This window comes from Desulfobacterales bacterium (genome assembly GCA_029211065.1).
GTDB lineage: Bacteria > Desulfobacterota > Desulfobacteria > Desulfobacterales > JARGFK01 > JARGFK01.
Map to the genome: position 1 here is coordinate 1 of JARGFK010000189.1, position 4,875 is coordinate 4,875.

The following is a 4,875-nucleotide window of genomic DNA, read 5'->3' on the forward strand; positions in this document are numbered from 1 at the left end:
CTATATTTCGTGCAGCGGTTTATCTCCTCGTTGCTCATGTCTTTGGCTTTTTCGTTGCGCAGCAAGCCAACGATTTGTTCCCTCAATTTAGGGTTAAACCTGTGTCGGGACATTGCCTCAGAGCTCTCTGCCAGTTCGTCATCAAGCATTAATCATGCCCCCCAGCTTCACGATGTGCTTGCGGTAGCTTTCAATCATCTCTGGTTTCTGATGGCCAGACATGTATTTCAATTCTTTAGCAAGAAGGCGCTTGGTTTCTTCTAATGCCTGCATTGCCCGGTTTTTGTGTTCAGTTGAAAGTTTCATTGATATATCCTTTTGTGACGGCCTGCTTATTACTGCGCCATGGACCTCACCGCCTCAGCCCGGTTATCAGATACATCAACCAGTGCCGAGCAAAACATTGAAAAAAGCATAGTGCCAAGCACAACAACCAGTATCCAGGGCAGAACCGTCTCGGCAATTAGTCTTGTGATTCCCGCCATACTCCATCCTCCTGCATGGTTTTAATCATTCCCGAACTTATCCGCCCGTACCCTTTTGCATACCCATGGCACAAGCCGATAAAAGTTCGGTACTCCCAGCCACGGCGCTTGCAGTATTCCAGCCCTGACCAGCCGAATTTTTTCTTTATGTTAACTAGGATTTGATTTTTCATAATTACTTAAAACGGGACAAAAGTTATCTTGCGCTTACATCCCCGGCATGTAGCGTCACAGTGGGCGGCAGCCGTGCCGCACTCAGGGCAAATATTATCGGGCGAATCAATATAAACATGGCTGCCAACATACTCCCGGCTGAGGGCGATCGCCATTTCCCGTGTCACAGAGCCGGGAACACTATAGATAATGGCATAGTCCAGCAGCAGGGCGAAGTCTTTCATTTCTCGGGCCGGTACGGTGATTTTCAATCCGCCGTTGTGTTTTTTTATTTGCATGACGACCCCTCAATGTCGTTGATATACTCGACAATGGCCTTTTCAATCGCCCACACCTCGGAGTAAATAGCTGCCAAGGGGATTGTCAAAAAATCCTCATCCGTGTAGTAAATCCTGACCTGTTCAACCTCAAAATCATCCGGGGACGGGCGGCCCCAAGGATCAAACACGTCGCCCTTTGTGTACTCGCCGACCACCTCGACCGGGCAGGCAAGGCCACTGACCACCGGCATGACGATAGCGGTTATGGAGCCGCCTTCGTCTGATTCGATGGATATTGTAAAAACCTGCTCGCCTTCACTGTTCTTGTAATTCATTTTAAACCCTCCTTTGAAATGTGTATCGCATTCCATGGGTAAAATAACATGTGTGGTAAACAGTGTCAATAAGTTTTTTTATGCAAGTTGGATAAATTATTTTATTGCCGACTAGCGCCGGCCTGATGCCTTTATTCGGCTGACCGCTGGGCCATCCGCTCTTGCGCGACCTCAACCAGTCTGTCAACTGTTACCCCAAGCCGTTCAGCGGCCCAATTAAACGCTTTTTTTACCGTAGCGTCACGCTCTGCCCCTTTAAGCGCGTTCGGCCCGTAGATCGAAAAAGAACGGTATGCAAGCTGTACCCCGCCGTCTGGTCGAACAAAGCAATAGCGAGGGTCGCGGAAGTCAATGTCAATCTTGCAGGCCATCTTTACCGCGTCAATCGTAGCGTGATTAGTATCACCGGAGTTCTCGGCTACCAGCTTGAAGCATGCGTGTAGGAGATTAGACTGTTCGAGCACCTTGCCGATCGCCTGCCCCTGCCGTGTAGTTTTACACCTGACCAGTTGATTAGCTTTGTATTCAGCTTGCAGAGATTCGGATTCTTCCGGCATGAACACGATTGAATGCTTGCCGTCGAATTGTCCTATTACGTCAGTTCCCACGTCGTTCCCTCCAGTTCACCGCACAGGGTGGGTTATTCTGGTACGTATCCCTTCTCACATTGCCATAAAGCCAGCAATAATTTGAATTGAATATGCCCCTTGCTTATTTCATCGGCGGGCCATTCGTAATAGTCTACCTCCGGATCGGCAAGATTCCGGGAAATGAATACATTAATCAACCGGGCGTCTGTTTTACCGATCCCTTGCGCATAGGCGGCTAGTTGGATAACCATTTCCGGCCAGTGCTTTTTGCCTTTGTCTTTAAAGTCGGTTGTCTTGAAGTCGATAACAACCGGGTTCCCCGCAATATCCTCTCCAACAAAATCAATCTTTCCGCCATACCCTGAACTATGCGAGAAAGACTTTTCAGCTTCAATATGCGCGATGTTCAACTCAGATAACAATGTAACAATCTTATCAACTTCCTTACCGTACTCTGTGACGGGCAGGCCAATAAAGAACCGCTCAATTGATCTATGGATTGCTGTACCTTTGTCCCTCGCCGCCTTGCCGTGTTCACCGGCATCGGCGATAACCCGCTTGCACCAGTCGTCGGTTGATTCGCCTTCGATAGCCGGGAGCGTGGCGGCAGCCTGCAATATTTGATTTTGCTTCCATATTTCAAGGCCCGGTTGCGCTTTCACCTTCATAATCGTGGTGACGGACGGGTAAAAGTTAAGCATCCTGGCTTGCCTGAGTGTGGTCGGCTTTTCTTCACCTTTCTTATTCAGATAGGTATAAGCGGGATTACCTTTACGGTCGTACCAATGGCCCCCCTCTTTTGCGATTACAGTGCTCATTTTTTAACCACCTTGTTGTAAACCTCTTTTGCACCGTCAACCGTGCAATCCGCCTTGACCTTTTCGCCAAACTCCTTCCACCATTCAGCGGGATTGCGACCGGCGGTTATTTCAGCGATCCCGGCAGCGATCCATCCTTGCTGATCTCTGGCTTGTTGTGCGGTCAAGCTAGGTGTTTCAGTCGCTTTGTCTTGTGTGCTTGACCGATCCGCATCGTCACTCTCCGGCAAGTCTTCGCCGGCGTAGATATAAAGACCCAGGCCATGCAAGGCGATCCCTTTAGCAAGACAGCGCATCATCGCCTTATTGACGGCAAATGCGTCCGGGTTTTCAATCGCCTTGTTCCGGTGATCCATGACCGGCAGGTATGCGGTTATGGTCTTGCCAAAGATTGTAACGTCGCAGAAAACCATCATAGTAGCGCCGAACATCTGGGCTGGTAGGAATTTATAATTAGCACCCACGTCACGCTTTATCACCTCAGCCCAGGCCCAGGCCCATGAAAGATATGTCAGGTTGGCTTTTTTTTCGGTGTGCTCGTTGACGTTGACGGCCAGCAAGTCAATATGGTAGTTCACGGTTTCATACTTCGCTTCTTTCTCGCTCATTTTGTTCCCTCCTGTAAATCGTTAATCAATCCCTGTTCCATTACTTAATTCTTTATTTAAGCATACTGGTATCAAGACCCCTTGAGATCCATAGCCCGAGACTTTGCCCTTAATTCTTCAATAGTCATTTTGCACTTATAGGGCTGCGCCTGTTTCCATTTCGGTTTTGTTTTCTTCTTGTGACGACGATCTTTCCGGGCAACCTTTCTATCCTGCTTACTCTTCTTGCGAGTCTTTTTCTTTTTGTTTTTTATGCCGTGTTCCGTGGTGTGACATTCACGGCAAAGGACAATCAGATCGTTATCTTCCTCTTCACCCCAAGGCTTGTCATAATTAAGGTGGTGGACATTAACAACTTTCTTGTCAACTTGGCAAACTTCGCACCGGCTACCCCTGAGCATGATAATGTCGCAGCGGATTTTAGCCCATGCTTCAGAGTTAAGGAATTTACGGTATTCAAGTTGTCTGGCAGTTGCCATAAAAAATCCCCTAAACGGTTCGAGCAGTCAAGACGGCGAAATCTGGAAGGGCTCTCCCCGCTAGGGGATAAAGAAAAGCTATTTGTTTTGATGAGGTTTCGCCGTCTCATTTGATCCTTCCGCATTTTAACCGATCATTTTATTCACGCAAGTGTTTATTTTCCTATCTTGGGAAAATTCCACTACAAGGGCGATCTCGCCGGTCATCCCCGTTAATATCATAAGATTGCATCGCCGTTCCGCCACACGTTCCGCCGTTCCGTAGCCGGTTGACTGTGAACAGAATGAAATCCGCTTCATGGAAGGTTAGCTTCTGGCCACGCTTGCGCCATATCGCCATGATTGCATAGTCCAGCGCTTTGCTATCCGGCCAGTCCCATTTGCCGTAGAGTAAATTTAAAAACCATGCAAGGATCGTTGCAGCCGATCCCAAGGCGAAACTGAAGATTGATGTGAACAAGATATCTAAGCTCATTTCAGCCCTCCTCCTGGTTTATCATGCACCACTGCTTTTTCAATAATCTATCTAGACGGGGCTGGGGTGTCAAGAAAAAAGTTTCCATGCCGAGGATAAATTTATGCTTGACATGGTTAAACCGTCTCAATATAATCAAAACACAGTCAAACAATCTAGTGGAGTATAAAGCGTGACTAAAACATCATTTCAACAAGAAATCGGGTGTCAGATACAGCATATCAGAAAAATGCTCACCGGGAGCGACGCGGCGGGGTTTGTCGAACTGGTCAACACGAAAGAGCCGCTTGAGGTTACGATCAGTTTAAGTATGCTACGGAAATACGAATCAGGCCACGCGTCAATACCCGGCCCAAAGCTTGAGAAGATTAAGCGGATCGGGAAGGCGGCGGGGATTTAACGATCAGATAACCAGACCCCGCCCCTGATTGCGCACGAGTTCACGCGTAATTGTTCGGGGTCTGGTTTATTGGCTTGTTAAACTTACCGACCCCGAAAATAATTTATAGATATACGTTTTTCATGCTTGACTTGGCTTAGATTTAGGTATATACTTAAATCATAAGAGGGCCGGAAACGCCACAAACCTAAACCAAGGAGAACAGCATGAAACTCGAAAAATGGTACATCGCATACACCAGAGACAATAAG

General features: G+C 47.7%; 10 protein-coding genes. 1 reads left to right on the forward strand and 9 read right to left on the reverse strand.

Annotated elements, in window-relative coordinates; all coding sequences use genetic code 11:
- Positions 1-141 precede the first annotated feature (141 nt).
- The 9 genes from P1P89_22210 to P1P89_22250 all read right to left on the reverse strand — a co-directional run bounded on the left by P1P89_22210 (position 142) and on the right by P1P89_22250 (position 4,224).
- Positions 142-306, reverse strand: a complete 165-nt coding sequence (locus P1P89_22210; GenBank protein ID MDF1594234.1) for a hypothetical protein — start codon at positions 304-306, stop codon at positions 142-144.
- A 29-nt stretch (positions 307-335) separates the two neighbouring features.
- Positions 336-485 (reverse strand): hypothetical protein, encoded by a 150-nt coding sequence (locus tag P1P89_22215; protein ID MDF1594235.1) that lies wholly within the window; start codon positions 483-485, stop codon positions 336-338.
- Between the two features lie 179 nt (positions 486-664).
- Positions 665-937, reverse strand: a complete 273-nt coding sequence (locus tag P1P89_22220) for a hypothetical protein (protein ID MDF1594236.1) — start codon at positions 935-937, stop codon at positions 665-667.
- A complete protein-coding gene (locus P1P89_22225; protein MDF1594237.1) occupies positions 928-1,254 on the reverse strand; it encodes a hypothetical protein in 327 nt (108 codons plus the stop codon). Before P1P89_22225 ends, P1P89_22220 begins: the two co-directional genes overlap by 10 nt.
- 131 nt (positions 1,255-1,385) lie before the next feature.
- Positions 1,386-1,862 (reverse strand): hypothetical protein, encoded by a 477-nt coding sequence (locus P1P89_22230; GenBank protein MDF1594238.1) that lies wholly within the window; start codon positions 1,860-1,862, stop codon positions 1,386-1,388.
- A 32-nt stretch (positions 1,863-1,894) separates the two neighbouring features.
- Positions 1,895-2,662 carry a hypothetical protein gene (locus tag P1P89_22235; protein MDF1594239.1) on the reverse strand — a complete coding sequence of 256 codons (768 nt, stop codon included), beginning with the start codon at positions 2,660-2,662 and terminating at the stop codon, positions 1,895-1,897.
- Complete coding sequence (locus P1P89_22240) at positions 2,659-3,270, reverse strand: DUF1071 domain-containing protein (protein MDF1594240.1); 612 nt, start codon at positions 3,268-3,270, stop codon at positions 2,659-2,661. The genes P1P89_22235 and P1P89_22240 overlap by 4 nt, the downstream gene beginning before the upstream one ends.
- Before the next feature lie 71 nt (positions 3,271-3,341).
- Positions 3,342-3,749, reverse strand: coding sequence for a hypothetical protein (locus tag P1P89_22245; GenBank protein MDF1594241.1), 408 nt, complete (start codon positions 3,747-3,749; stop codon positions 3,342-3,344).
- 163 nt (positions 3,750-3,912) lie between these two features.
- Entirely contained in the window at positions 3,913-4,224 is a 312-nt protein-coding gene (locus P1P89_22250) for a hypothetical protein (protein MDF1594242.1), read from the reverse strand.
- Positions 4,225-4,396: 172 nt separating this feature from the next.
- Between P1P89_22250 and P1P89_22255 the strand changes: the two genes are divergently transcribed.
- Complete coding sequence (locus P1P89_22255) at positions 4,397-4,624, forward strand: hypothetical protein (protein MDF1594243.1); 228 nt, start codon at positions 4,397-4,399, stop codon at positions 4,622-4,624.
- The last annotated feature ends 251 nt before the right edge of the window (positions 4,625-4,875 follow it).